The following is a 25860-nucleotide window of genomic DNA, read 5'->3' as shown; positions in this document are numbered from 1 at the left end:
GTCAGCTCAGGCGAGCTCGGCGATCTCGACCTTGTAGCCCTTGGCCCGCAGCGCACTCACCAGGGCTTCGATCTGGTCCGCATCGCGTGCCTCGCACTCGATTTCCGCGGTCAGGCCCTTGGCCGGGAGTGTCGTGAAGATGCGCTGGTGATAGATTTCGATGATGTTGACGTTGTGCTCGTTGAACTCACGCATCACCTTGAACAACGCGCCCGGTCGATCCTGCAGCACGATACTCAGCCGCGCCAGACGGCCCGAGCGGGCCAGGTCGCGCACCAGAACGTTGGCGAGCAAGCGAGTATCGATATTGCCGCCACAAAGGACCAGGCCCACCGTCTTCCCGGCGAACTTCTCCGGATTGGACAGCACTGCCGCAAGACCCGCCGCACCAGCCCCCTCGACCACCGTCTTTTCGATTTGCAGGAGCAGCGAAACCGAATGCTCGAGCTTGGATTCGTTGACGAGGAGTATCTCGTCGACGAGCTCACCGATGATCTGGCGGGTGAATTCACCTGGCGCCTTGACGGCAATGCCTTCTGCCAGCGTGTCCCCGCCGCAGGGCAGCTCATCGCCGGTGATGGCCGAATACATCGAGGGAAATAGCCGTGCCTGTACGCCGACCATCTCGATGGCCGGATTGAGCGCCTTGGCGACCGTCGCCATCCCGCTCATCAACCCGCCGCCGCCGATCGGCACGACGAGGCAATCGAAATCGCCCTTCTGCTCAAGCATTTCGAGCGCGACTGTCCCCTGCCCGGCGGCAACCAGAGGATCGTCGAACGGATGGACGAAGGTCAGCCCCCGCTCTTTCTCGAGCTGGCGCGCATGGGCGTAGGCTTCGTCGAAAGTCTCGCCGAATAGCTCGACATTGCCGCCCACGGCTTCGGTTTGCATGACCTTCACGCTGGGCGTCGTTTGGGGCATCACGATGGTGACCGGCACACCCAGGCGACGGCCGTGATAGCTCAACCCCTGGGAGTGGTTTCCGGCCGATGCGGCAATCACGCCCCGCGCACGTTGCTCTTCCGTCAGGTGCAGTAGAGCATTGAGCGCACCGCGTTCCTTGTAAGCCGCAGTGAACTGCAGATTCTCGAACTTGAGCCAGATGTCCGCGCCGGTAATCTGCGACAGCGTCTGCGAATGCATCATCGGCGTCTTAACCACTGCGCCTTCGATGCGCGCAGCGGCAGCGCGCACATCGTCGAGGGTCAGTAGGTCGGTCGCCTTTTCGTTGGCGCGCGCTGATGAAGCCTGTGTCATGGCCCCGCCCCTAGGGCGCGGCGGGGTTGGGCGCAATCGCGGAAAGGGTTTGCCTGCGCCAAGCTATGCCTTATCGCCGCCGTTCTGATTGGAAACGGGATCGCCTGATGAAGCGCAAACTCCTTGCCGCCCTACTCGCCTGCACCGTGGCAACGCCAGCCCTGGCAGATGTGCTGATCGACAATGTCGAAGGTTTGACAATCGACGAGAATGGCAAGGTCAAGCGCTTCACCGCGCTGGTCATCGACGATGACGGCAAGATCGCGCAGGTCCTCGAACGCGGCGACAGGAAGCCGCAGACCGATTTTCGCGAAGATGGCCAGGGCCGGGTGATGATCCCTGGCCTGATCGACGCCCATGCGCACGTCATGGGGATCGGGATCGGCGCGCTGACTCTTGACCTCTCGGATACAAATTCACTCGACGAGGCGCTGGAGAAGATCCGCACCTTTGCCGCGGAGAACGAGGCACGACCGTGGATCCTCGGGCGCGGCTGGAACCAGGAAAAATGGGGCCTCGGTCGGTTTCCCACTGCAGCCGAACTCGACAGCGCAGTGTCGGATCGCCCGGTCTATCTCCAGCGCGTTGACGGCCATGCGGGGTGGGCAAACTCACTGGCAATGGAAGCCGCCGGGATCACTGCCGCTACCAAGAATCCCAGCGGAGGGCGGGTAGAACGACTGCCGGGCTCGCAGGTGCCTTCAGGCGTTTTCGTGGATGGCGCAGAAGATCTGATGACCCGCGCGATCCCTGCACCGCGCCCGGTGGAGCGGGACCTCGCCTTCGCAGAGGCTCAGCGCGTGCTGCACCGCTTCGGCATTACCGCCGTCGCCGACATGGGCACCACCATCGAAGACTGGCAGGCCTATCGCCGTGCGGGTGATGCGGGCACGCTGACGCTGCGGATCATGGCCTATGCCGGTGGACCGGAGAATATGGAGCTGATCGCCGGAGCGCGGCCATCGCCCTGGCTCTACGAGGACAAGCTGCGGCTGAATGGGGTCAAGCTCTACATGGACGGCGCACTGGGCAGTCGCGGAGCCTGGCTCAAGCGCCCCTATGCCGATGATCCGGGCAATACCGGCCTGCCGTTGATGACCGGCGCGCAACTGCGCAACATCCTGGTTCGGGCGGCGCAGGGCAATTTCCAGCCCGCCATCCACGCGATCGGCGACGCCGCCGACGCCGAGGTGCTGAACGCCATCACCGAGATCGCCGAGAGCTTCCCGGGCGACCGTCGTTGGCGGGTCGAGCACGCGCAGATCGTGGACCCGGCAGACCTGCCGCTGTTCGGGCAGCATGGGATCATCGCGTCGATGCAGCCGGTGCACCAGACCAGCGATCGCCTGATGGCGGAGGCCCGCCTGGGGCCAGACAGGCTAGAGGGCGCCTATGCGTGGAACACCATCCTCTCGCTGGGCGGCAGGCTGGCTTTCGGATCGGACGCACCGGTTGAGTCGCCCGATCCGTTCGCGGGTCTTGCTGCCGCATCCACGCGAATGGATGCCAATGGCCAGCCGTTCGGCGGGTGGCGCCCACAGGATCGCGTCAATCGCGAACAGGCGCTGGCGGGCTTCACCATCGACGCGGCTTTTGCCGGCTTTGCAGAAGGGCGCTTCGGACGCCTGCTGCCGGGCGAGCGTGCCGATTTCGTCCTGGTGGATCGCGACCCGCTCCTGGCAACCCCAGCGGAACTCCGCGCGACCAAGGTCCTCGAAACCTGGGTTGGCGGCCGCAAAGTTTACGACGCGGACTGAGGTTCCTCTGCTTCGCTTGGCTCGGGCGCATCCTTGCGGCGGCGCTCGGTCAGCTTCATCACCAGCAGGGAACTTTCGAAGAGCAGCAATAGCGGAATGGCCAACAGCAGCTGCGATCCCGGGTCGGGCGGTGTGATGATTGCCGCCAATGTCACCACCAGCACAACGACATAGCGCCGCGCGCCCGAAAGCTGGGCGTGGGTGACTATACCCGCGCGGTGCAGCAGCAGCAGCAGGACCGGCAGAAGGAAGCTCATTCCGAAGGCCAGGATGAACTGCATGACGAGGCCGAGATACTCATTAGCCGTCGGAAGCGCCTCAATCTTGAGTCCCCCCGCCTCGCCCTGAAAGCCGAGGAACCACTGAAACGCAGTCGGCATGACCACATAATAGGCAAGCGCAGCGCCCATGGTGAAAAGAACCGGGGTCGCCAGCAGGAATGGCAGGAAAGCCTTCTTCTCGCGCGCGTAGAGCCCCGGGGCGACAAAGGCCCACAGCTGGTTGGCGATGATTGGAAAGCTGAGGCAGAAGCCGGCGAAAAGCGCGACCTTGAGCTCGACGAAGAAGACTTCGTAGAGCTTGGTGAAGATCAGTTGGCCTTCGCCGTCAGGAAATGCCGACTTGAGCGGCTGGACCAGGAAACCCAGGATAGGATCGGCGAAATAGAGGCAGATCCCGAAAGCCACCACCAAGGCGGCAACACACCGGACCAGTCGCGCCCGCAACTCGATCAAATGATCAATCAGCGGTGCCTGCGTCTCATCGATGTCCTTGATCACTGCCACCTCACGCATCCTTCGCTGGAGGGGGCGGATCGAGAGGAAGCGGAGGCTCGCTTTCATGCTCCGGCGCTTTCACCGGCGCGGCTCGCTTGATCGCTGCTTCCGCCGCGGCGTCGGCATTCTTGGGATCGAGCGGTTCCATCATCGGCGGTGTCAGATCCTCTGGCGCGCCGCCCTCCGGTTCGTCACCGGACGGATATTTGGCCATGATCTCCTTGTTCCGCTCGGCCCACTTGGCCTCCATGTCCTCGATTTCGGCCTGCCGGATCATCTCATCCACACCGGCGCGGAAGTGGTTCGACATGCGCCGTGCCTTGCCGATCCAGCGGCCTGCTGTGCGCAGAGCGCGCGGCATGTCCTTCGGGCCGATCACAAGGATCGCCACGACGACAATCACCAGCAGTTCGCTGGCGCCGACATCGAACATGGAAGCGGCTCCTTAGCCCTTATGGTCGGGCGTATCGACGCGCGGCGCCGGTTGGGCGTCCTCTGCCGGTTTGGCATCGGGTGCGGAAATCCTTGGCGCGGGCTTGGTTTCTTCCGACATGCCTTCCTTGAAGCTTTTGATTCCCTTGCCGAAATCACCCATCATTTCAGAGATGCGGCCGCGTCCGAAGAGAACGAGGATGACGATGGCGATAATGATGAGCTGCCAGGGGCCGAGCGACATTTTTCGAAACCTTCTTGGTGACTAGAGCTTCCATATAGGCGCGCACCGGGCGCAACGCCAGTCAGGCTTCGCTGTCGGCCTCGATATCCTCGATCACTTGGCCGTCATCGTCGCCAACCAGCGCATCATAGGCATCGTCGATCGGATCAAGCAGGCCAGTCGCGCGCAATTCCGCGATTCCCGGCAGGTCTCGGCGACTTGTGAGGCCGAAATGGTCGAGGAATTCGGAAGTGGTGGCATAGATGGTCGGCCGTCCGGGAACTTCGCGGCGTCCGGCGATCTTCACCCAACCGGCCTCCATCAAGACATCCAGTGTGCCCCCGCTGGTCTGGACCCCGCGGATCGATTCGATCTCTGCGCGACTGACCGGTTCGTGATAGGCAATGATTGCCAGGACCTCGGTCGCGGCGCGGCTGAGGCGTCGAACCTGTTCCTTTTCGCGGCGTAGCAGGTGCGCGAGGTCGGGCGCAGTTTCGAAATGCCAGCGCTTGCCACGCTCGACCAGGCGGACCCCGCGTTGTTCATAGTGGCCCGCAAGCGTCGCCAGCGCCTCGCGAACATCCGCATTCGATGCATCGCCAAGGAAATGGGCGAGCTCATCGACCGCCATCGGCTCTTCCGCGGCAAATAAGGCCGCCTCAACTGCGCGAACCAGTTCATCCATTTGCGGCGACCCGGCGAAGATGGAGTGGACCGAACGCATCTTCCTGTTGGAGTTCCGCTCTGCCCAATCGAGCCAGTTCAAGCGCGGCGACAAAACTGGAAGCGAGCGCCGACTTGCGCAGCCGCGGTTCGGCATGCGGCGGCAGGAAATCGCGCAGTTCCATCCAGTCAAGCGTCACGCCAAGCATGTGCGAAACCCGCTCAAGCGCGCTTTCCAGCGTCATCACGGGGCGCTCGCGAACCATGTGGATCGCCGGTGCAGTGCGGGCTTTCACGCGGCCATAGGCTTCGATCAGCGTAAACTGGTCGCATTGCCAAAGGTTCTTCCGCGCGATCTCCAGCCCTTCGGGGGCGCCGCGCAGGAACACGTCGCGGCCAAGCCGGTTCCCACCCATGAGCCGAGCTGCTGCATCGCGCATGGCGCCCAGGCGCTGCAGGCGCAGTTGCAACCTTAGCGCAAGCTCGTCGGGGCTCGGGTCTTCCTGCTCATCCTTGGGCAGGAGCATGGCCGACTTCAGGTACGCCAGCCACGCCGCCATCACCAGGTAGTCGGCCGCCAGCTCCAGTTTCAGCGCCTCTGCGCGTTCAATATAGCCGAGATACTGGTCGACCAGGGCCAGGATCGAGATTTGCCTGAGGTCGACCTTTTGCCTGCGAGCCAGATCGAGCAGGAGATCGAGCGGACCCTCCCAGCCGTCAAGCTCGAGATAAAGCGCGTTCTCGTCGACCTTCGCCTCGCTGGCGATGCCGTCCCATTCATCCTCTGCCGCGGGATCGGCGAAGAGCAGACCGTCGCCAGTCATGCCGCCTCTCCCATGATCGCTAGCAAAGCGTCGCGCTTGGCGAGCAGGTCGCTAGTCTCGATCGCATCCACCGGCTCACCCATCGCGGCATGGACCCGCGCCAGACGGGCGGCACTCGCATCGCGAATGCTCCCACATCTTTCCACGATGCCGGCCATATCATCGAGCCTGGCCCAGCAATTAAGCACAACGTCGCAACCCGCAGTTAGTGCGCGTTCCGCACGCTCGGGGATCGTGCCTTCGAGCGCCTGCATGTCGATATCGTCGGTCAACAGCAGGCCATCGAAGCCGATCTCCCGACGGATGACATCGCCAATTACGGCTTTGGACAGCGTTGCCGGGTTTACCGTATCCCACGCCGTGAAGACGATATGCGCACTCATCCCCAACGGATGTGCAGACAGCTTGCGGAAAGGCTCGATATCGACCGCCAGCTCTTCGACGCTCGCCTCCACACGCGGCAATTCCTTATGACTATCGACCGTAGCGCGCCCATGGCCGGGCATATGCTTGAGGCAGCCGACCACTCCGGCACGGCCAAGCCCGTCAAGCACCGCCCGCCCCAATGCCGCGACTTGCATCGGATCGCTGCCCAGCGCCCTATCGCCGATCACATTGTCGGTTTCCGGCCGGCGCACATCGAATGGTGCATGATAATCCACACTGATCCCGACAAGTGCGAGTTCCCGCCCCATTGCCTCAGCGTTGACGCGCGCCGCCTCGATCGCGGAAGCGGGAGCGATCTCGAACAGCCGAGCGAAAGCCTCGCCTGCCGGATAACGGGGCCACTCGGGCGGTTTCATCCGCACGACGCGACCGCCTTCCTGGTCGATAGAGACAATCAACCGCTCGCGCCCATGGATGCTGCGCAGGTCGTCGGTCAGTCGACGTAACTGATCGCGGTTGGCGCAATTGCGTGCGAACAGGATATAACCCACCGGGTCGGCCTCGCGGAAGAAGGCGCGTTCGTCGGCCGTCAGTTCCAGGCCGGAAATGCCGAAGATGGCAGGCGTCATGGTTCGAAACTGCGGCTTTTCCCGAAGCCGGGCAAGCGCATCGACCACGGCAGGTGTGGAAACTGGATCCGGACGAAGCCTATTTGACGAAACAGGCGAGCCCATCGGACTTGAGCGCGGCGCACAGCTGGTTCGCTGCGGCGCGATCGCCAGCCATGGCCTGCAAACGGTAGACACGGCCAATATCAACCTGCGCCTCTACCACCCGATGGCTGACCCCGCTCAGTGCTTCGGTCTGGCGCAACAGTGCAGCCCAAGCCGCTTCGGCATCCTGACGGCGGGGGAAAGCCCCGACCTGTACCGGTACTCCGCCCGCCTTGGTCGAAGCAGTCGGCTGGGCCACTGGCGCCTGGGCCGCTGGCTTCGGATTGTCATCGAGCGTTGAGGCTATCGAAGGGGCCGCAGCGCTAACCGGTTTATCGGCCAGCTTGCTCTCGCGCGTCTTACCTTCGCCTACCGCAAAGCTCGAATCCCCTGTCCCGGCGAACACCTTGCCGCCATCGTCGGCAGGCTTGACCTTGTAGGGCTCTGCAGGTGCCGCGATGAGGCTGCCATCAGCCGGTGGCTCGTCAGATGCCTTGTTGGTGACGAACCAGATGACACCGAGAACCGCACCGAGCACGGCCAGGGCAAGCACCCCCATCAAGACCAGTCGCACCGTATCGAAGCCGCCGGCTGCGTCGTCCTCTTCTGCCGATTCGAGCCAAGGCAGGCGATCATCCTGCGTCAGGTCGAGTTGGTCGTCTTCGTCCCAAACTTCGTCGGCGTCATAGGGCGTAGCCGCCATGCTCACATCTCCTCGACAGCTTCGACCCCCAAGATCGCAAGACCGTTGCGGATTACCTGCCCGATCGCATCGGCGAGATAAAGCCTTGCTGCGGTAATTTCCGCGTCGCCTTCCTGAATGATCCGTTTTGCCGGGTCATCATTGCCGGCGTTCCAGAAGCTGTGGAAGGCAGCAGCAAGATCACCAAGGAAGAAGGCAATGCGATGCGGCTCGCGCGCCTTGGCGGCGGCTTCGACCACGCGCGGGAACTGCGCCGCTTCGCGCACCAGCGCGAGTTCGTCGGCACCCAACCGCTCCAGATGGGCATCGGAGGGGGCGACACCCGCCTTGCGAAGCGTCGAGCGAATTCGCGCATGCGCATATTGCAGGTAGAACACCGGGTTGTCCTTCGACGCTTCGACGACCTTGTCGAAGTCGAAATCCATCTGCGCATCGGGCTTGCGGGTCAGCATTGTGAAGCGGACCACATCCTTGCCGACCATTTCGACAACATCGGCGAGCGTGACGAAATTGCCTGCGCGCTTCGACATCTTGAAAGGCTGCCCACCCTTCATAAGCTGGACCATCTGGACCAGCTTGACGTCGAATGGGATTGCCTTGCCCTGCCCTTCGCTGAGCGCGGCGACGGCCGCCTTGATCCGCTTCACGGTGCCGGCATGGTCGGCGCCCCAGATGTCGATCAACTCGTCGGCGCCTTGCGCTTTCTGGAGGTGATAGGCGAGGTCTGCCCCGAAATAGGTCCATGATCCATCGGACTTCTTGATCGGGCGATCCTGGTCGTCGCCGAACTTCGTCGAACGGAACAGCGGCAGCTCGACCGGCTCCCAGTCTTCGGGCGGGGCCTTGCCCTTCGGAGCCTCAAGCACGCCGTCGTAAACGAGATCCTTCTCGCGTAGCCACGCCTCGGCCGCCTCGGGCTTTCTTGCCGCCTGAAGTTCCGCCTCTGACGAGAAAAGGTCGTGATGAATGCCGAGCTGAGCGAGGTCGCTGCGGATCATCTCCATCATTCCGGCAACCGCGCGGTTGCGGAACAGTTCAAGCCACTCGCTCTCGGCAGCATCGCGATAGGCATCGCCGAATTCTTGTGCGAGTTGCTGACCGACCGGGACAAGATAGTCGCCCGGATAGAGTCCTGCGGGGATCTCGCCGATGTCTTCGCCCAATGCCTCACGGTAACGCAAGTGAGCTGACCGGGCGAGGACATCGACCTGGCCACCCGCATCGTTGACGTAGTATTCGCGCACCACGCGATGGCCGGCGAACTCGAGCAAGCCGGCCAGGGCGTCCCCGACCACAGCTCCGCGACAGTGCCCCATGTGCATGGGGCCGGTCGGATTGGCCGAGACATATTCGACATTCACCGTACGGCCTTCACCCATCGTCGATCGGCCGTATTCGGCACCGAGCGAAGCGATCGCGCGCAGCTCACGCCGCCAGGTCTCATCCGACAGGCGCAGGTTGATGAAACCGGGCCCGGCGATTTCCGCCCCCACGATGTCAGGATCACGCTCAAGGTGGGCAATGATCTTTTCCGCCAGTGCGCGTGGATTGGTGCCCGCCTGCTTGGCGAGAACCATGGCCGCGTTCGTGGCGAGATCGCCATGCGAGGGATCGCGCGGCGGCTCTACCGTAACATTGGCGCGCGACACATTGGCCGGAAGCACACCCTCCGTTTCCAGTGCATTCAATACCGCATCGATCCGGGCCGCGAAGGCCGCGTGAAGAGTCTGCATGTCAGCCATGGCGCGCGCCTAGCCCATTGGGCCAGAATCGCAAGCCGCCTGAAACGTGGAATCAGCGCGTAGCGTTGTAGCGCAGCTGCTCTTCGGTCAGCTGGAAGCCAACCAGCAGCTCAAAACTGGCGCGCTGGACCGCCGCCTTGACGGCAGGATCGGCAAGCGGGTCGAGCGCCGCATCGGGATCGCCCGGCCTGCGCTTGCGGGTGATCTGTTCGCGAATATCCGCGGGCAGCGAAGCATCGGCGCGGTTCACGAAAGCGCCCGCAGTCCCCCGCGCCTGCGCACGGTCCTGCCCATCGGCGAATTGCAGGGTAATCTGGCCGACACGCTTGGTCACCACGGCACTGCCGCCGCGCAGGACGGTTGAGAAATACGGCAATGTCACGGTCCGGGCACCGCGCGTATCGGTGCGCCTGGCCAGTACATCGAACGTCGCCTCGGTATAGACGCGCTCCGGGCCGTCATCGCAGCTCGAACGGAGATTGGTGATCGCCGCACTCACATCGAGATCGGCCAGCGTGGTTGACCCAGGCGTACGGAAAGTGGTGATGTCGCCGGTATAGTCGGGAACGCCGACGGCAGGACAGGCAGTGCGAACGGCGGTGATGCCGACACCGGCATCGAGCACCAGATCGCCCTCTTTCTTGCAGCCGGTAAGCGCCAGCCCGAGGGCAAGTACAGAAAAGAGGCGATATCGGCTGGTCATGCGGCTCCGGTTCCCTTGTCGCAATTCGTATTCTGCCCCCGCGGGGCGCGGACACGCCCTAGCTTGGGTCGGGGGAAAGCGCTAGAGGGCGGCACATGAACGCGCCCTTTCCATCCACCGCAGCAATGCGCGAAGATACCAATCGCCCGGATCTCAAGCTCCTGATCGCGGCTCCAAGAGGATTCTGCGCCGGTGTCGACCGGGCTATCGAAATCGTAGAACGGGCGCTCGAGAAGTTCGGGGCGCCGGTCTATGTCCGCCACGAAATCGTCCACAATCGCTTCGTGGTCGATTGCCTCAAGGATAAGGGCGCAATCTTCGTCGAGGAGCTGGACGAGGTTCCTGACGACGCGCCCGTGGTCTTCAGTGCCCATGGTGTCCCCAAGTCGGTTCCGGCCGAAGCGGAACGGCGCCAGCTTCTCTACGTCGATGCCACGTGTCCCCTTGTCAGCAAGGTTCACCGCCAGGCCGAACGACAGATCGAAAAGGGCCAGCACATCGTCTTCATCGGTCATGCGGGGCATCCCGAAGTGATCGGGACCATGGGGCAAGTTCCCGAAGGCAAGATCACTCTCGTCGAAACAGTCGAGGATATCGGCAAACTCGACTTCACCGACGCGGATGACATCTCGTTTCTCACGCAGACCACCCTTTCGGTCGACGATACGCGGGAAATCGTGGACGCTCTCCAGGCGCGCTATCCGCACATCGTCGCGCCCAAGGCAGAAGACATCTGCTACGCGACGAGTAACCGCCAGGCGGCAGTCAAGCGGATCGCCCCGGAGTGCGACCTGGTGCTGGTTATCGGCGCGCCCAATTCCTCCAATTCGCTGCGCCTGGTCGAAGTCGCACAGCGACTGGGGACGGAAGCGCACCTCATCCAGCGTGCGAGCGAGATCGATCCCGCCTGGATTTCGAACGCCCAGACGGTTGGGCTCACCGCAGGAGCGTCCGCCCCGGAAAAGCTGGTGCGTGAAGTCGTCGACCAGCTCTGCGAATGGCGCAATGTCGTTGAAGAAACCATCGCGACCGCCGAGGAGAACATGGTCTTCAAGCTGCCTCGCCAGCTAACCGAATAGGTGGCCGTCTATACTCATCTCGGTGCCGAAGATCTGGCGAAGCTGATCGCGGCTTATGACGTTGGCGAACTTGTTTCGGCCAAAGGTATCGCCGAAGGAGTGTCCAATTCGAACTGGCTGATCGAGACCACCCGCGCCCGCTACATCTTGACCATGTACGAATTGCGCATCGACACTGCACAGCTGCCCTTCTTCCTTGGTTTGCTCGATCACCTTTCGGCGAAAGGTTGCGCGGTACCGCGCACCATTCACGATCGCGACGGTGCGGCGTTCCGCATGGTCGATGGCAAGGCGGTGGCACTGATCGAATTCCTGCCTGGCGTATCGGTGGACCATCCGACGCCCGGCCAGGCCGAAGCCGTGGGCAATGCCCTGGCGCAACTGCATCATGCCGTGGCGGATTTCCCGATAACCGGCGTCCAGACGATGGGTCTGGCCGAATGGGATCGCCTGATCCACCAATGCGGATCAGAGCGGCTCGACACGATCGCACCCGGCCTGTCAGGCCTGGCGTATGAAGAGTTATCTTTCCTTGCAGCAAACTGGCCTGGAGGCCTCCCGCATGGGGTGGTTCATTGCGACCTATTCCCCGACAACGTCTTGATGCTGGGCAATAAGGTAACCGGCCTGATCGACTTCTATTTCTCGGCTGATGACTTCTTCGCCTACGATCTGGCTGTGACGCACGCTGCGTGGTGCTTCAGTCCCGGCGGGCATGAATTCAGGCCGGAAATCTCCACGGCATTGCTTGCCGGATATGCATCCGGCCGAGCACTTTCCGCCGACGAACGCGACCAGATGCCCGTGCTTTTGCGCGGTGCCTGCATGCGCTTCCTTTCATCGCGCGCCTATGATTGGGTATTCACTCCTGCAGACGCCTTGGTCGTCCGCAAGGATCCCATGGACTTTGCGCGAAGACTGGCATTCTACCGTGCCAACGGCAATGAGCTGTTCGCATGAAGAAAGTCGAACTGTTCACCGATGGGGCGTGCAAGGGAAATCCCGGACCGGGCGGTTGGGGCGCACTGTTGCGCATGGGCCGACACGAGAAGGAGATGTCGGGCGGCGAGCCCGACACCACCAACAACCGCATGGAAATGACCGCAGCGATACAGGGATTGTCGGCCCTGATCGAACCCTGCGACGTCGACCTCTATACCGATAGCAAATACCTGATCGACGGGATCACACGCTGGGTGCACGGCTGGAAAAAGAACGGCTGGATGAACGCCAGCAAGAAGCCAGTGCGCAACCCGGAGCTATGGCATGACCTCATCGAACTGACCGAACGGCACAAGGTCACCTGGCACTGGGTCCGAGGTCACAACGGCCATCCGGAGAACGAACGGGTCGACCGCCTTGCCAGCGACGCCGCTGAGCGCGTCGCCGCCAGCGAAAGCTAGTACCACTCAGCTGTTGTCGACAACCTCAGCGTCAGGCCCGTTTTTCTTGATTGAATCGATCGCGTTCTGCGCACTCGCCTTGGAGCTATAGCCCTCGGTCGAGAACATCACCTCTGAATTATACTTGAAGCGGACCCGAAATTCGCCCGCCTTATCCTTATAGATTTCGAAATGATGTGCCATCCCACTCACTCTCCTACTATCAAGGTTGCTCTGCCCCAACCTAACAACTTTTGGAGGTGTGGCTAGTCGAAGCGCGCTGGGTCATAAAGCGATGCGTCGAGGCCTCTGGTCATATCGTCGCGTTCGTTCCCCAGCAGCAACTGCGAAGCCAGACGGGCTGCCGCAGGCGAAGTCTGAATGCCATATCCCCCCTGGCCAGCGAACCAGGCAAAACCGGCACATTGCGGGTCGGCACCATAAACAGGACAGCGATCAGGCGCGAAGCTGCGCAGGCCCGCCCACTTGCGTTCGACCGCCACAACCTTCCAATCGACCGCTCGTTCAAAGCGATCGATCGCTTCCGCCACATCCAGCTCCTCCGGAGCAGCATCGCAAGGTTCGCTCGGTGTTTCGTCATTTAGGCTTAGCCATAGACGTCCGGACTCAGGCTTGAAGTAAAAGCCTCCGCCGATATCCAGCACAAGCGGCAGGTCCGATTGGATGGGCGGATCGATCCGCAACTGTACCACCGTCCGTCGCAGCGGTGTGATCCCCAGCGGACGTACGCCGGCAATCCGCGCCACCTCATCAGCCCAAGCCCCAGCGGCATTGACCAATGTCCGTGCGCGAAATTGCTCTCCGCGCTCCGTGGCAAGCTCCCACGCACCGTCCCGTTGCAATGCCGATGCCAGCCGGGCGCGTTGCTGCAATTGGACACCGTTTCGCCGTCCCAGGGCGAGGTAATGCGCATGCAGCGCTGCTACTTCGATGTCGGCACAGGCAGGCTCCCAGACAGCGCCGGACCAATCCGTTTGCAATCCAGGCAAGCGTTGCCTGAGCCCTGCTGTATCGATTCTCTCTATGGTCACCCCGGTTGGCCCGAAACGTTCCATGAAGGCATCCAGTGCGGGCTCATCCGCATTGCGCGCGATGTAGAGCGCGCCTCGCGGAGCAAGAAACCCTCCATCTCGGAGATAGGGGCCCGAAGAAAGCGTGAGGGGGACTATCTCTGGGCCGCCATAGCACTCTTCCCAGAAAGCGGCCGACCGGCCCGTTGCATGGTAGCCGGGCCTGTCCTCCGCTTCGAGAATGAGGACGTCTGCGCCGCCAGCCGCAAGCTCGGCGGCAAGGCTGGCTCCGGCAATCCCGGCACCGATGATAGCGAAGTCATGCATGATCAGGATCGGGCAGGTGCCACCCTATCGAGGAATTCAGCGATTGCCGTCATTGCCTTGTCACGCACTGCATCGACTTCCCGCAATATCTCATGCCGGGATTCCTTGCCGAAGGCGACCAGTTCACCCTTGGGCAGCCTCTCGGCCGCACGGACTGCAGCGGGATGGCTGACAAGCTTGTCGTTTGAAGTGGAGATGACCAGCACCGGGATCTGCACGGCTTCCAGGGCGCCCTTGCGTTCGAGCACGCGGGCCGAAGCATAGGCCCGTTCCACCCAGCCCCAGCTCCCGGGCCCCATCACCAACTGCGGTCGCTTTTCGCGCCACCACAACTCGTCGGCGTATCGTTCGCCGTCATGGCTCAACAGATCTCGTCGACGCGCGGGAACCTCACCGGGTTTTTCGCTCCACTTCCAGGCGGGACGGGTGGGCTTGCCGACCATGCACATCAGCTTCGCCACCCCTTGGAGCACCGGCAACGGTAGCGGCGGCCCGGACATTCCCAGCATCGGAGCGCTGAGGACCACCGCATCCGGATCGACGACATGGTCCACAAGCGCACGCATGACCACATGACCGCCCATCGAATGCGCGGCCAGAATATGCGGAGCAGGGGTGCTCGCCTTCCAATCGCGCCACAGCGCGGCAAGGTCATCCACCCATTGCGAGAAGTCACCGATATGCCCGGTTACAGCATCATCGCCGAGACGCCCGGACCCGGCTTGCCCGCGCCAGTCGGCAGCCGTGACACGCCACCCTGCACGATTCCACTGTTCGAGGGTCTCGATATACTTCTCGTAGAAATCTCCCCTTCCCGGCAGGAAGAGGATCGAACCACGCGCTTTCAGGTCCGCGGGCCAATCGATCCTGCGCAGGGCGTAGCCATCGGGCGCCTCCCAGCTGCTTTCACGCGCCTCGACCGGAATGGCTCGTCGATCGACCCTTGCTGAAACTGGCTGATCCAAGGCTGCCCGCGCTCCACTATGGTTACTATTTGGTAAGCCATCTTCTGTAGCACCCCGTCGGCAGGACCTTGCGGGGGGCATGATGGCCACTTTCGATTTCACCTACGTATTGCTCGGCGGCTTGGCAATCGCACTGCTGGTTGCCGCTGTTACCGATCTCAAGAGCCGGCAGATCGGCAACAAGCTCAACGCCGCCATCGCATTGTCGGCTCCCCTATGGTGGTGGGCCAGCGGCCTCTCACTCTGGCCCGATGCGGCAACCCAGCTGGGCTTCGCGGGCATCGTCTTTGCCCTTTGCTGCGCATTGTTCGCATTGCGGCAAATGGGCGGCGGCGACGTGAAGCTGCTCACCGCGCTCGCTCTGTGGATTCCACCCTACCCATTCCTCAAGCTCATCATCGTCATGGCGCTGGTGGGCGGGCTACTCACAATCGTTTTTGGCGCGATCCATCTCCTCCGTCGCCGGAAGGATCGCATCGCTGTCCCATATGGGATCGCCATTGCAGTCGCAGGCCTTTGGGTGCTGGGCACCGAGCCGCTGGGACGGGCTGCCGCGGTCGCGGGAATAGGCTGAAAACCCGATCTTAACCATTTCAGCCGTAAGGCTTGAAACCATACTTGCCCGCATCTGGATTACCGCGGGTCACATGAGGGGGCTAAATAGCCATGGACAGGAAGAAGCTGCTTCTGCTGGTAGGTGCGCTGATCGTTGCGGTCGGAACGGCCCTGATTGCGCGAAGCATGTTCGCAGGCGCATCCGCGCCACAGGCCGAAGCTGCACAAGTCGAACCGCAGGGCCCGAAGGTCCTCGTCGCTCAGCGCGCTCTCCCGGTTGGGACGATCATATCCGCCGACGCGATTGGCTATCAGCTGTGGCCGCAAGAACTGGTGCAGGATGCCTACTTCCTCGAAGGTGAGGCGGACATGGCAAAGCTCATTGGGACGGTGGTTCGCCACCCCATCACAGCGGGTGAGCCGGTGACCCAGGGTTCGCTGGTCAGCCCCGGCGACCGCGGCTTTCTTGCTGCAGCACTGACCCCAGGTATGCGCGCCATTACCGTGCCTGTTTCGGCACAGTCGGGCGTCGCCGGCTTCGTTTTCCCTGGTGACCGCGTCGACATGGTGCTGACCCAGACGGTCACCGGCTCGGAATCCAGCTCTTTGAAGGCGTCTGAAACAATCATTCGCAACCTTCGCGTTCTGGCGACCGACCAGTCGACAACGCAGGAAAAGGCTGAAGACGGTTCGACGATCGTCAAGGCCTTCCGCACCGTGACTCTCGAAGTGACCCCGGTCATTGCTGAGAAGGTGGCGGTGGCGCAAACCATCGGCACGCTCAGCCTTTCGCTTCGCTCGCTGGCCGACGGCCAGAGCGACCTCGAACGGCGCATCGCATCAGGCGAGGTCAAGATCCCTGATGGCGTTTCGCCCGACGAAGAAGAGAAGATGCTGCGTGAGGCGATGGCTCGCCCGGACGATAGCAAGAGCACCTACGTGACCGGCGGCGATGTTTCGCGCTTCCAGCGCAGCACTATGCCCGCCCAAAATGCACCGGGCAGTTCACCTGCATCGGGAGCATCGGGTGCAAGCTACGGCGTTCCGACCCGTACCGGCCCAAGTGTTCGGGTGACGCGGGGCAAGAAGACAGAAGAAGTAGCCGTTGAAAAGGGCGTCGGACGTTTCGTTTCGGCCCAGACTCAAGGGGTGAGCAGGGCTGCACAGACCGTGCCGGTCGCTGGCGCAACGGTGATCCGGTGAAACGGTCACTGCAGACAGGTAGCCATTCAGGGGGCAATTCCATGAACCGTCGTCTCTCTACCAAAATGCTGCTTGCCAGCCTGGCGCTTGCGCCGCTGGTCAGCATCCCGACGAACGTCGCGACCGCGCAATCGGTCGCTCGGCCAGCCAGCGATGTCGTCCTCTCGATTGGTCGCGGTGAGTTGGTCACCGTGCCCGGCACCATGGCTGACGTCTTCGTCGCCGACGACAATATCGCCGACGTCCAGGTCAAATCGCAGCGCCAGCTCTATGTCTTCGGCAAGGCAGGCGGCGAGACGACTGTCTACGCAAGCAACGCGGCCGGCGACATCGTTTGGTCTGCAAACGTGCGCGTAGGCTCGAACATCGGCAGCATCGATCAGATGCTTGCCCTGGCGATGCCTGAAGCCAAGGTCGCTGTCTCAACGATGGGCACCAATACAGTGCTGCTGACGGGCACCGTCGCCGCGCCCGAAGACGCCTCCGAGGCCCAGCGCCTGGTCGAAGCCTTCGTTGGTGAAGGTACAAATGTCATCAGCCGCCTGAAGATGGCAACGCCGTTGCAGGTCAACCTCCAGGTACGCTTCGCCGAAGTCAGCCGCTCTTTGGTGCGTGACATCGGCGCCAACCTGACCACCGTCGATAGCACTGGTGGATTCAAGTTCGGGGTGGGAACGGGTCGAGGCCCCTTCTCCCAGGTGACCCCTTCGGCAATCGATCCTGTGACTGGCCAACGGATTCCCGCAGGCCCGGTTGCGGTCGGCACCAATTACGAAGGCGATGGATACACGATCGTCGATCAGATTTCGCGGGGCAGCACCATTGCCGGATTCGGCCGTTTTCTCGGCCTTGACCTGCTTGGCGCGCTGGACCTCGGTGAGCAGGTTGGCCTGGTCACCACACTCTCGGAACCGAACCTGACTGCCCTGTCGGGCGAGACAGCGGAATTCCTCGCCGGTGGCGAGTTCCCCATTCCGCAGAGCCAGGGGCTCGGCACGACCTCGGTCGAGTACAAGAAGTATGGTGTAAGCCTGACTTACACCCCAATCGTCCTGTCCAATGGCCGCATCTCAATCCGCGTTCGGCCGGAGGTTTCTGAACTTTCCACCCGGGGTGCAGTGGTCATCAACGGCTTCTCGATCCCGGCGCTGACTACGCGCCGGGCGGAGACGACGATCGAACTCGGTTCGGGCCAGAGCTTCATGATCGCGGGCCTGATGCAGAACACTTCGCAAAATCAGCTGCAGAAGACTCCTGGACTTGGCGATGTACCGATCCTCGGCAACCTGTTTCGCTCCAAGAGCTATCAGAAGGGCGAGACCGAGCTGGTGATCATCGTCACGCCCTACCTCGTAAAGCCGGTCAACGCGAACGACATCGTTCTGCCAACCGACGGCTTCCGGGCGCCAAACGAGATCCAGAGCATCATCGGTTACATGGAAAACAACGGCAAGAGCGGTGAGAAACGCCCCACGCCGACCATGCGCGAAAACGCCGAACCGGCCAGCCCGGGACTGTCGCAAGCACAGCCGACCGGTCAGGCAAATGTCGCGGCCGGCCTGGCCCAGCCACGCCGTGCGGAGGCTGACGTCGACACCGATGCCAAGCCCGGCTTCAGCTTCGAGTGAGAAGGACAAGACTGATGCGTAACGATCTGACCAAGAAGACGGCAGCCGCACTGGCCCTCTCGCTTTCGCTGGGGCTTGGCGCCTGTGGCGGTGTCGCCGACAATCCTTCACTCTACAGCACCAAGCAACCGGTGGTAGAGCGGACCAACTTCACGCTCGATGTTTCCACCTCTGGTGACGGGTTGCCCGTTAGCGAGCAACAGCGTCTTGTCGCTTGGTTTGACTCGATGGGCCTGCGGTACGGAGACCGTGTCTCCGTCGACGACCCAGCCAACAGCGCAGGCGTACATGACGCGGTTTCTCGCCTTGCGGGCCGCTACGGCCTGCTGGTCAGCGAGGGTGCGCCCCCGACTGCCGGCTATGTCAATCCCGGCCAAGCCCGCGTGGTTGTATCGCGGACGCTCGCCAGTGTGCCTGGCTGCCCAGACTGGTCGGCCAAGAGCGACATCAACTTCGGCAACGCCACTTACCCCAACTATGGCTGCGCGGTGAATTCGAACATGGCTGCAATGATGGCCAATCCGGAGGACCTCGTTCGCGGCCAGCAGGGCAGCGGTGAAACCGTGATCCTGAGTTCCAACAAGGCCATCGATTCCTATCGAGAAGCGGCACCCACGGGCGCCCAGGGCCTGCCGGAAATCAACACCTCAGAAGGAGGCAAGTGAGCCATGAGCGCGTCGTTGAAATCAGCCATGCCCGGCAACCGCGATCCATTCGCCGCATATCTGTGTGACGAAGCCGCGCTCGACGTGCTTCGCCCAGTGGTAATCGAACTCGGTTGGCAGCCCGAAAAGTGCAACAAGGGCGGCCTTCGCAATGCCGTCCAGTCGCTTTCTGTCTCAGCCAGCCCGAATATCCTGATGGTCGATCTGTCTGAAAGCGGCGATCCGCTCAACGACATCAACGGTCTGGCTGAAGTTTGTGAACCCGGCACTGTAGTGATTGCAGTCGGTCAGGTGAACGACGTACGCCTGTATCGCGATCTGCTTGCCAGCGGCATCCACGACTATTTGCTGAAGCCGCTTTCAGCCGCCGCGTTGCGTGACTCGCTTAACCAGGCGCAGGCAATCTTCACTGCCCCACGGCTGAGCGACGAAGAGATGGCCAAACGCCACATCTCGACCGCCGTCATCGGCACCCGCGGCGGCGTCGGTGCATCGACCCTTGTGACCTCACTGGCATGGATTTTCGCCAGCGACCGCAAGATGTCGACTGCCATGCTTGATCTCGACGTTCATTTCGGCACCGGCGCACTTGCGCTCGATCTCGAGCCGGGACGTGGTTTGACCGACGCGATCGATAATCCCAGCCGCATCGACGGACTTTTCATCGAACGCGCGATGATCCGTGCGAACGACAATCTGGCCATCCTTTCTGCAGAAGCACCGATCAATCAGCCACTCATGACTGATGGAGCGGCGTTCATGCAGCTGCAGGACGAATTCCGTCACGCCTTCGAGATGACTGTTGTCGATCTGCCGCGCAACATGATGATCAACTTCCCTCACCTTCTCAATGAGGTGAACGTTGTTGTACTCGCTACGGAAATGTCGCTCGCTTCTGCGCGTGACACAATTCGGATCCTGTCTTGGCTCAAGACCAACGCCCCGCACGCAACGCCTTTGATTGTTGCCAACAAGGTTCAACCTGGCGCGGCCGAAATCAGCAAAGCCGATTTTGAGGCATCGATCGAACGCAAGATCGATGTGTCGATCCCCTTCGACCAGAAGGCTGCTGCCAATGCAGCCAAACTGGGCAAGACCTTTGTCGATGCCAATAGCGGGGCAAAGGCAACTGCAGCCATCAAGGAAGTTGCCGCTCGCATTATCAGCATTGGCAACAACGAAGAAGGCGATGCAGCCACTACCGGCAACGGGACCAAGAAATCCTTGCTCGGTGGCATCGATCTCAAGGGCTTGCTGCCGAAGAAGAAGGAAGCCGTCACCGTAGATACGGCAGCGGATTAATCGCCCAACTCGGGGTGCCGCCTTACGGCACGCGCTCTGCCAGTGGCTAAGTAGGTAGGAACGGAAACGGCGATGGATATCATTCAGCTCTTGCTGCTTGTGGTCGGTGTGCTGGCACTGCTGGTTCTCGGCTACTCTGCGCTGTCTGGGCCGAATGCCAGCAAGTCCAGCCAGAGGCGCCTTCAGCAGCTACGTTATCGACATTCCGAAAGCACTGATGCCAAGGTCGAATCGCAGCTCAAAAAGGCGATCGCCGCGCGGAAGCCCAAGCGGTACAAAGTTGCTGGGTCAGGTTCTCGACTTGATGCGCTCGCCGTGCGGCTCGACCGGACTGGCAAGAACTGGACGTTGAACCAGTACGCATACACCTCAGTGGGTATTGGTCTCGGCGTCGCCTTGCTTCTCTTCCTGCGCAGCGGGTCTTTCCCGCTTTCGCTTGGCGTCGGTACCCTGTTCGGAGCGGGACTGCCGCACTTCATTGTCGGCCGACAGATCAAGAAGCGCACCAATCAATTTAACACGAAGTTCCCCGACGGCATCGAACTCCTCGTTCGCGGCTTGCGCTCGGGTCTGCCGGTTACCGAAACGCTCGGCGTGGTCGCGCAGGAAGTGCCTGGCCCGGTCGGTCAGGAATTCAAGGGCATCGTAGAGCGTATCAAGATCGGCAAGACCATGGAAGATGCACTCCAGGAGACTGCCGACCGGCTTGGTATTCCTGAGTTCAACTTCTTCTGCATCACCTTGGCGATCCAACGGGAGACAGGCGGCAACCTCGCCGAAACCCTGTCAAACCTCTCCGACGTGTTGCGCAAACGCGCCCAGATGAAGCTGAAGATCAAGGCGATGAGCTCTGAATCGAAGGCATCGGCCTATATCGTCGGCGCCTTGCCATTCATCGTTTTCACCCTGATCTCGTGGATCAACCCGTCCTATATCGGCGGCTTCTTCGAAGACGACCGCCTGATCATCACCGGACTGGGCGGGCTCGTCTGGATGTCGATTGGCGGCTTCATCATGGCCAAGATGGTCAATTTCGAAATCTAAGCAGGGAAGAGAAAAGACTCATGGATCCCTCGACCGGCCCCAAACTTCTTGGCTTCGACGTCATTCTCGTCGGCTCAATCCTTGCCGGGATCGCAGCCCTGGCGGTGATCGTCGCAATCTATTCGGCCGTCACCATCAAGGATCCGATGGCTAAACGCGTGCGCGCGCTGGAAGGACGGCGCGAAGAGCTGAAGTTGGGCCTCGTCACCTCGAACGCAAAGAAACGTCAGAGCCTCGTTCGCAAGAACGACAAGACCGAAAAGATCAAGGACACGCTCGGCAGTATGAAAGTGCTGCAACAGAGCCAGATCGAGGCCGTCCAGCAAAAGCTGGCGCACGCCGGTATCCGCAACAAGGAACTCGCGGTCCTGATCATTGGTCTGCGCTTGGTACTTCCGGTTGTATTCGGCGGACTTGCCTTCATCCTTCTCTATGTCGCGGAAATCTATCCCGATTGGCAGATGAAGCGCGTCATGGCACTCGCCGCAGTGCTGTTCGCTGGCTACAAGGGGCCGGAACTCTATTTGAGCAACATCGCCAAAAAGCGGTCCGAGGCGATCAGGAAAGGCCTACCCGATGCGCTCGACCTTCTCGTCATTTGCGCGGAAGCCGGCCTTACCGTCGACGCAGCATTCAACCGGGTCGCCAAGGAGTTGGGACGCGCATATCCGGAACTTGGCGACGAATTCACGCTCACCGCGATCGAATTGTCCTTCCTCAACGAGCGCCGAGTGGCGTTCAACAATCTCGCCTATCGCGTCAATCTGGAAGCGGTGAAGGGCGTCGTCACGACAATGGTTCAAACCGAACGCTACGGTACGCCGTTGGCCTCCGCCCTTCGTGTGCTGTCGGCGGAATTCCGTAACGAGCGCATGATGCGTGCGGAAGAAAAGGCCGCACGCCTTCCTGCGATCATGACGGTTCCGCTGATCCTGTTCATCCTGCCGGTGTTGTTCATCGTCATCCTAGGCCCGGCAGCCTGTTCGATCGCCGACGCCTTCAGCGGCGGTATCGGCTAGCGAACGAATTCAGGAAAAACAGAAGAGCGAGAAAGCCTGGTCGACTTAGTCGGCCAGGCTTTCCGCATCGAAATCGCCTGCATTCTCACGAATGCGGTGCAGCATGTCGTGAAGAGCCGCGCGCTCTTCCGGATTCAGAACCGCGAACATCTCGGTCTCGATCTTCAATGCCAGGGGCATGACCCCACCATGGACCGCCCAGCCCTCATCGGTCAGTTCGAGCAGGTGTGAGCGCCCGTCCCGGGTATTCGGCGTCCGCCGAACCAGACCGCGATCTTCCAGTCGTTTGCACGCACGATTGACCGGCACCTTGTCCATCAGAGTCAGTTGCGACAGCTCACGCTGCGTCTGGGCCCCACCGTCGCCAAGCACCGCCATAATGCGCCACTCGGTCGTCTTGAGCCCGAAGCGCTGGCGATATTGCTGCGCGATCCGGGTCGAAACCGCATTGGACGCAACCGAGAGCTGGTATGGCAGGAAATCGGCGAGGCGCGGAGCGGGTTGGCGTTTGGACATTCCGCAATTCATAAGTTCACCAGCCCGCTTGGCAAGGCGGTTGCCTGTGTGACCATCTCAAGCGCAACTATTCGAAGCCCGGTTCGTCCCACCACGGATAGAAATCGGGCATGTTGGCGCTGACCGTATCGGGATAGGCGGGAGGACGCTTTTCCAGGAAGCTCGCGATGCCTTCCTTCGCATCGTTACTGCGACTGAGGCGATAGATTGCCCGACTGTCGATGCGGTGGCCGTCCATCGGGTGTCCACCGCCGCCTATGCGCCACAACATGGCGCGGGTCATCGCCACCGAAACCGCCGAAGTGTTGTCCGCGATCTCGCGCGCAATTCCCACCGCCGCGTCCATCAGTTCACCTTGCGGATGGACCGAGCGCACCAGGCCGCGCTCCTTGGCCTCCTGCGCATCGAAGATCCGCCCGGTCATGCACCACTCGAGCGCAGTCTGCATGCCGACGAGACGCGGAAGGAACCAGCTCGAGGCGGCTTCGGGCGTGATTCCGCGGCGTGCGAAGACGAAGCCGAAACGCGTATTGTCCGACGCAAGCCGAATATCGAAAGGCAGCTGCATGGTGATGCCGACACCTACGGCCACGCCGTTACAGGCCCCGATCAACGGCTTCTTGGAATTGAACAGGCGCAGCGTCAGCCGGCCACCCCCATCACGCACACGCTCGTCAGAGAGATTCTCGACGGGAGTGGGGTCAGAGAAAACATGGCCGCCACCTTCAGGCGTGAGATCCGCACCCGCGCAAAAGGCGCGATCGCCCGAACCGGTCACGATCACCGCGCGGACGCTGTCATCGGCATCGGTCACGTCCATCGCCTCGATGAATTCGTCCATCATCACCCGGGTGAAGGCATTCATCTTCTCGGGTCGATTGAGCGTAACGGTGGCGATGCCATCGGCAATGTCGAGCTTGATCTGCGTGTAGGAGCTCATTTGGATTCCCCTCGGGTCAGTCCGTCCGGATGGAACACGTGGAACACGGTCCTGGAACAAAAAAGAAAGCGCCCCCGGTTGCAGCGTCACGGACGGGCAAGCGGGGGCGCTTCGGATCACTCATAGCGGCAAGGCTATTCTTCGCCCCACCGGTAGGAAAGCATTGGCCGGATCACCGCGGCGCCATGCGAATAGCACCGTCGAGACGCACGTCCTCACCGTTGAAATAGCCGGTTTCGATCATGCACATGGCAAGCTTGGCATATTCGGTCGGCTGGCCGAGGCGCTTGGGGAACGGAACCGAAGCGGCGAGCGCATCCTTCACATTCTGCGGCGCAGCCTGCAGGAGCGGGGTGTCGAAGATGCCCGGCAGGATCGTGTTGATGCGAATGCCTTCGTTCATGAGGTCGCGCGCGATCGGCAAGGTCATGCCGATCACACCTGCTTTCGACGCCGAATAGGCGGCCTGGCCGATCTGACCATCTTCGCCCGCGACCGAGGCAGTGTTCACGATCGCGCCGCGCTCGCCAACTTCGTCGAGCGGATCAAGCGTGAGCATGCCAGCCGCAGACTTGGCGATGCAGCGGAAGGTGCCGATCAGATTGACCTGGATGACAAAGTCGAAGGCCGAGATCGGGAAATGCTTGATCGAGCCGTCTTCCTTCGATCGGCTGGCGGTCTTGATCGCGTTGCCGATGCCTGCGCAATTGACCAGGATACGCTCCTGTCCATGCGCGGCGCGCGCCTTGGCAAAACCCGCATCGACGTCTTCATCGCTGGTCACATTGACCTTGCAGAAGACTCCGCCGATTTCAGCGGCGAGCGCCTCACCCTTCTCTTCGTTCATGTCGAAGATCGCGACCTTCGCGCCCTTGGCGGCCAGCGCGCGGGCAGTCGCCGCACCAAGGCCCGAGGCACCGCCAGTCACGACGGCGGGAGTGTTTGCACCAACTTCCATGGAAATAGTCCTCTCAAATAGAACGAATCAAAGTGCTTCGATGATCGTGACGTTAGCGACGCCGCCGCCTTCGCACATCGTCTGCAGACCGTATTTCTTGCCGCGAGCGCGCAGCGCGTGGACCAGCGTCGCCATCAGCTTGGTGCCCGAGGCGCCGAGCGGGTGGCCGAGCGCAATCGCGCCGCCGTTGACATTGAGCTTGTCCGGGTCCGCGCCGGTGTGCTTGAGCCAGGCGAGCGGGACCGGCGCGAAGGCCTCGTTGACTTCGTAAAGGTCGATGTCCGAAATCTTCATGCCCGCACGCTCGAGCGCGCGATCTGTGGCGAACAGCGGTTCTTCCAGCATGATCACAGGATCGCCGGCGGTAACCGTCAGGTTGTGGATCCGCGCGAGCGGCGTCAGGCCATATTGCTTCAGCGCCCTTTCGCTGACGACCAGCACGGCGCTGGAGCCGTCGCAGATCTGGCTGCTGGTGGCCGCGGTGATCGAGCCTTCGGGGCTGAGCAGCTTGACCCCCGAAATGCTTTCAAGCGTTGCGCCGAAGCGGATGCCTTCGTCGACCGTGTGCAGTTGAGCACCCTCGGGAGTTTCGATCTCGACCGGGACAATCTCATTCGCAAAAGCCCCGCCTTGCGTTGCCGCGATCGCCTTCTCGTGACTGCCGAGCCCGAAACGATCGAGGTCCTCCTTGGTGAAGCCATGCTTGCGCGCAATCATCTCCGCACCGACGAACTGCGACCACTGGATGCCGGGGTACTTCGCCTCGAGGCCGGGTGATTTGTAGTTCCCCAGGCCTTCCTTCATGTGGAACATCGCAGTCGAGCCCATCGGGACACGGCTCATGCTCTCGACACCGGCCGCGATCACCACGTCCTGCGTCCCGCTCATCACCGCCTGCGCGGCGAACTGGACCGCCTGCTGCGAGGATCCGCACTGGCGATCGATGGTCACCGCAGGCACGCCCTCGCCCAGGCGCTTGCTGGCCAGCACGGCATTGCGCCCGACCTGCATCGCCTGTTCGCCGCCCTGGCTGACGCAGCCCATCACCACATCGTCGATCGCC

The 25860-nt window shown here is 61.9% G+C and carries 28 protein-coding genes; 11 read left to right on the top strand and 17 right to left on the bottom strand.

Features of this window, described 5'->3' with window-relative positions:
* Positions 1-6 precede the first annotated feature (6 nt).
* Positions 7-1260, bottom strand: coding sequence for a threonine ammonia-lyase (locus tag AAFM29_RS10085; RefSeq protein WP_341712677.1), 1254 nt, complete (start codon positions 1258-1260; stop codon positions 7-9).
* A 107-nt stretch (positions 1261-1367) separates the two neighbouring features.
* On the opposite strand from AAFM29_RS10085, the gene AAFM29_RS10080 reads away from it, so the two are divergent.
* Positions 1368-3017, top strand: coding sequence for an amidohydrolase (locus AAFM29_RS10080; RefSeq protein ID WP_341712676.1), 1650 nt, complete (start codon positions 1368-1370; stop codon positions 3015-3017).
* Here AAFM29_RS10080 and tatC read toward each other — a convergent pair.
* The 9 genes from tatC to AAFM29_RS10035 all read right to left on the bottom strand — a co-directional run bounded on the left by tatC (position 3002) and on the right by AAFM29_RS10035 (position 10183).
* On the bottom strand, positions 3002-3811 hold the full coding sequence (gene tatC / locus AAFM29_RS10075; protein ID WP_341712686.1) for a twin-arginine translocase subunit TatC: 810 nt from the start codon (positions 3809-3811) through the stop codon (positions 3002-3004). The two genes, AAFM29_RS10080 and tatC, sit on opposite strands and share 16 nt — an antisense overlap.
* Complete coding sequence (tatB, locus tag AAFM29_RS10070; protein ID WP_341712675.1) at positions 3804-4226, bottom strand: Sec-independent protein translocase protein TatB; 423 nt, start codon at positions 4224-4226, stop codon at positions 3804-3806. Before tatB ends, tatC begins: the two co-directional genes overlap by 8 nt.
* A 12-nt stretch (positions 4227-4238) precedes the next feature.
* The gene (gene tatA, locus AAFM29_RS10065; protein WP_341712674.1) at positions 4239-4469 is read right to left on the bottom strand and encodes a twin-arginine translocase TatA/TatE family subunit; all 231 of its coding nucleotides are present in this window, start codon (positions 4467-4469) and stop codon (positions 4239-4241) included.
* A gap of 61 nt (positions 4470-4530) precedes the next feature.
* Positions 4531-5133, bottom strand: coding sequence for an SMC-Scp complex subunit ScpB (gene scpB / locus AAFM29_RS10060; RefSeq protein WP_341712673.1), 603 nt, complete (start codon positions 5131-5133; stop codon positions 4531-4533).
* Complete coding sequence (locus AAFM29_RS10055; protein WP_341712672.1) at positions 5126-5935, bottom strand: ScpA family protein; 810 nt, start codon at positions 5933-5935, stop codon at positions 5126-5128. Before AAFM29_RS10055 ends, scpB begins: the two co-directional genes overlap by 8 nt.
* A complete protein-coding gene (gene nagZ / locus AAFM29_RS10050; RefSeq protein ID WP_341712671.1) occupies positions 5932-6951 on the bottom strand; it encodes a beta-N-acetylhexosaminidase in 1020 nt (339 codons plus the stop codon). Before nagZ ends, AAFM29_RS10055 begins: the two co-directional genes overlap by 4 nt.
* 79 nt (positions 6952-7030) lie before the next feature.
* A complete protein-coding gene (locus AAFM29_RS10045) occupies positions 7031-7738 on the bottom strand; it encodes an SPOR domain-containing protein (protein ID WP_341712670.1) in 708 nt (235 codons plus the stop codon).
* Between the two features lie 2 nt (positions 7739-7740).
* Complete coding sequence (argS, locus tag AAFM29_RS10040) at positions 7741-9480, bottom strand: arginine--tRNA ligase (protein ID WP_341712669.1); 1740 nt, start codon at positions 9478-9480, stop codon at positions 7741-7743.
* A gap of 52 nt (positions 9481-9532) precedes the next feature.
* Positions 9533-10183, bottom strand: coding sequence for a hypothetical protein (locus tag AAFM29_RS10035; protein ID WP_341712668.1), 651 nt, complete (start codon positions 10181-10183; stop codon positions 9533-9535).
* A 95-nt stretch (positions 10184-10278) separates the two neighbouring features.
* On the opposite strand from AAFM29_RS10035, the gene ispH reads away from it, so the two are divergent.
* From ispH to rnhA, 3 genes are read left to right on the top strand one after another with little or no spacing between them, the layout of a single operon-like run.
* Complete coding sequence (gene ispH / locus AAFM29_RS10030) at positions 10279-11262, top strand: 4-hydroxy-3-methylbut-2-enyl diphosphate reductase (RefSeq protein ID WP_371830732.1); 984 nt, start codon at positions 10279-10281, stop codon at positions 11260-11262.
* Entirely contained in the window at positions 11263-12222 is a 960-nt protein-coding gene (locus tag AAFM29_RS10025; RefSeq protein WP_341712666.1) for a homoserine kinase, read from the top strand.
* A complete protein-coding gene (gene rnhA, locus AAFM29_RS10020; protein WP_341712665.1) occupies positions 12219-12665 on the top strand; it encodes a ribonuclease HI in 447 nt (148 codons plus the stop codon). Before AAFM29_RS10025 ends, rnhA begins: the two co-directional genes overlap by 4 nt.
* A gap of 6 nt (positions 12666-12671) precedes the next feature.
* On the opposite strand, the gene AAFM29_RS10015 is transcribed toward rnhA, so the two are convergent.
* The 3 genes from AAFM29_RS10015 to AAFM29_RS10005 all read right to left on the bottom strand — a co-directional run bounded on the left by AAFM29_RS10015 (position 12672) and on the right by AAFM29_RS10005 (position 14967).
* The gene (locus tag AAFM29_RS10015; protein WP_341712664.1) at positions 12672-12848 is read right to left on the bottom strand and encodes a YegP family protein; all 177 of its coding nucleotides are present in this window, start codon (positions 12846-12848) and stop codon (positions 12672-12674) included.
* A 62-nt stretch (positions 12849-12910) separates the two neighbouring features.
* Complete coding sequence (locus tag AAFM29_RS10010) at positions 12911-14002, bottom strand: FAD-binding oxidoreductase (protein ID WP_341712662.1); 1092 nt, start codon at positions 14000-14002, stop codon at positions 12911-12913.
* A 2-nt stretch (positions 14003-14004) separates the two neighbouring features.
* Positions 14005-14967 (bottom strand): alpha/beta hydrolase, encoded by a 963-nt coding sequence (locus AAFM29_RS10005; protein WP_341712661.1) that lies wholly within the window; start codon positions 14965-14967, stop codon positions 14005-14007.
* An 82-nt stretch (positions 14968-15049) separates the two neighbouring features.
* On the opposite strand from AAFM29_RS10005, the gene AAFM29_RS10000 reads away from it, so the two are divergent.
* From AAFM29_RS10000 to AAFM29_RS09970, 7 genes are all read left to right on the top strand, one after another.
* Positions 15050-15541, top strand: a complete 492-nt coding sequence (locus AAFM29_RS10000) for a prepilin peptidase (protein ID WP_371830731.1) — start codon at positions 15050-15052, stop codon at positions 15539-15541.
* Between the two features lie 92 nt (positions 15542-15633).
* A complete protein-coding gene (cpaB, locus tag AAFM29_RS09995; RefSeq protein ID WP_341712658.1) occupies positions 15634-16725 on the top strand; it encodes a Flp pilus assembly protein CpaB in 1092 nt (363 codons plus the stop codon).
* Between the two features lie 41 nt (positions 16726-16766).
* Positions 16767-18353 (top strand): type II and III secretion system protein family protein, encoded by a 1587-nt coding sequence (locus AAFM29_RS09990; RefSeq protein ID WP_341712657.1) that lies wholly within the window; start codon positions 16767-16769, stop codon positions 18351-18353.
* 14 nt (positions 18354-18367) lie between these two features.
* On the top strand, positions 18368-19018 hold the full coding sequence (locus AAFM29_RS09985) for a CpaD family pilus assembly protein (protein ID WP_341712656.1): 651 nt from the start codon (positions 18368-18370) through the stop codon (positions 19016-19018).
* 3 nt (positions 19019-19021) lie between these two features.
* A complete protein-coding gene (locus tag AAFM29_RS09980) occupies positions 19022-20320 on the top strand; it encodes a pilus assembly protein CpaE (RefSeq protein ID WP_341712655.1) in 1299 nt (432 codons plus the stop codon).
* Positions 20321-20392: 72 nt separating this feature from the next.
* A complete protein-coding gene (locus tag AAFM29_RS09975; protein ID WP_341712654.1) occupies positions 20393-21364 on the top strand; it encodes a type II secretion system F family protein in 972 nt (323 codons plus the stop codon).
* Between the two features lie 20 nt (positions 21365-21384).
* Positions 21385-22383: a type II secretion system F family protein gene (locus AAFM29_RS09970; RefSeq protein ID WP_341712653.1), complete on the top strand. Its 999-nt coding sequence runs from the start codon at positions 21385-21387 to the stop codon at positions 22381-22383.
* Between the two features lie 45 nt (positions 22384-22428).
* Here AAFM29_RS09970 and AAFM29_RS09965 read toward each other — a convergent pair whose 3' ends face one another.
* From AAFM29_RS09965 to AAFM29_RS09950, 4 genes are all read right to left on the bottom strand, one after another.
* The gene (locus AAFM29_RS09965; protein WP_341712652.1) at positions 22429-22899 is read right to left on the bottom strand and encodes a MarR family winged helix-turn-helix transcriptional regulator; all 471 of its coding nucleotides are present in this window, start codon (positions 22897-22899) and stop codon (positions 22429-22431) included.
* A gap of 67 nt (positions 22900-22966) precedes the next feature.
* Positions 22967-23839, bottom strand: a complete 873-nt coding sequence (locus tag AAFM29_RS09960; protein WP_341712651.1) for a crotonase/enoyl-CoA hydratase family protein — start codon at positions 23837-23839, stop codon at positions 22967-22969.
* 172 nt (positions 23840-24011) lie between these two features.
* Entirely contained in the window at positions 24012-24797 is a 786-nt protein-coding gene (locus tag AAFM29_RS09955; protein ID WP_341712650.1) for an SDR family NAD(P)-dependent oxidoreductase, read from the bottom strand.
* Between the two features lie 27 nt (positions 24798-24824).
* Positions 24825-25860, bottom strand: a 1036-nt coding sequence (locus tag AAFM29_RS09950; RefSeq protein ID WP_341712649.1) for an acetyl-CoA C-acetyltransferase, incomplete at its 5' end; no start/stop codon positions are given.

Origin of the sequence: Erythrobacter sp. (genome assembly GCF_038133525.1) — a bacterium.
Classification (GTDB): domain Bacteria; phylum Pseudomonadota; class Alphaproteobacteria; order Sphingomonadales; family Sphingomonadaceae; genus Qipengyuania.
Note: the sequence above shows the minus strand (reverse complement) of the source record. Positions and strands in the feature narration are given on the sequence as shown.